At 66.7% G+C, this 1,232-nt stretch carries 1 protein-coding gene and 1 pseudogene; both read left to right on the forward strand.

Translation table 11 applies throughout. The annotated features are described in order from the left end of the window. A pseudogene (locus tag AB0M52_RS34020) lies at window positions 1-388 on the forward strand (hypothetical protein); the annotation flags it as partial. Next, on the forward strand, window positions 354-1,109 hold the full coding sequence (locus tag AB0M52_RS34025) for a hypothetical protein (RefSeq protein WP_363962008.1): 756 nt from the start codon (window positions 354-356) through the stop codon (window positions 1,107-1,109). The pseudogene AB0M52_RS34020 and the gene AB0M52_RS34025, both read left to right, overlap by 35 nt. The last annotated feature ends 123 nt before the right edge of the window (window positions 1,110-1,232 follow it).

Here is a 1,232-nt window from a genome sequence, read left to right on the forward strand (position 1 = left end):
CGACGTGGTGTACGGGGTACGCGCCGACCGCAGCACCGACACGGTCTTCAAGCGGCAGACCGCGCGGGTGTACTACCGCCTGATGCGGCGGATCGCCGGAGAGACAAAGTACCCGCCGCCCCGCGTGATCGCGTTGGCCTGGGACAGCGTCCCAACTTCACCGCCACACCCCGTCATCCCGTGCACGGTCGACGCGCACCTGAGCACCATCCGCACGCTCGGGATCAGCTCCCGCCGACAACTGCGCGGCCAGCCCGATCTCCAAACCTGTCCGAGTCCGTATCAGGACCCCGTTCCGCCGCGCGACGCGATCGGGACCAATCTCGATCTAGCGTCGGGAATGTCACCGGAATATGGACATGCTGATATTAACCACAGCCGTCTCTAAGACCGAGGGTGATCGAATGACGTCGAGTGTGTGGCTCCAGCGGGACGAAGACTTCCAGCCCGGTGTCGAACTTTTCCGTAGCGAGCGCTTTTTCTCACTTTGGTCGTACTCGGCGACGCACAGCCAACTGCTGCTGCGGGCCGATCGCCTTCCCGGATCCGACAGCCGCCTTCCGACGACCGTCGAGGTGCTGTTCACGCCGATCACGGCGGTTCGGATGCAGGACGGGTACAACGGCCTGCTGATCCGGTGCGCCACCGACGAGGAGGCCGCTTCGATCGAGCGGGAGATCACCATCTACCGCCCGGAGGAGGCGCGCGTGCTCATCCTGGAAAGCGAGGGGGTGAGCGGTCACGTCGTTACCCTCGCCGCCGCCTGGCGTGAGGGTGTCCTGTCGCACCTTTTGCCGTCGTTGTTCAACACCGTCAGCCCGTACTACCCGGTGTGGCCGACCAAACCACTCGCCGGGGTCGGCGGCGAGGTCGACATCGCCTCACCCCAGGAGGTCGCGGAGGCGTTCCTCGCTGGCTTGCCGGAGGGCGTGCGCCGAGAGCGACGCGGCTCCGTGTACCTGCTCACCGCGGTGACCGAGACAAACGGCCGCCGGAGCCGACACAACGTCGGGGTCTTCCTGACCGAAGCGGACGCCGAGGAGGCGATGCGGCTGGTCGAGCCCCACGTGCAAAGGTGCTGGGTCGAACCTCTCTCGACGGTGCTGTAGCACCCACCGGCGGCGCATCACAGGCGACCTGGACGCGACGAGGGGCGGGGGGGGCCCGCCCCCCCCCGCCAAAGAAACGGGGGTGGTGGGGGTAAAATAAAAAACACCAACCCCCCCCCCCCA

Origin of the sequence: Micromonospora sp. NPDC051296 (assembly GCF_040682255.1) — a bacterium.
Lineage (GTDB): Bacteria > Actinomycetota > Actinomycetes > Mycobacteriales > Micromonosporaceae > Micromonospora > Micromonospora craterilacus.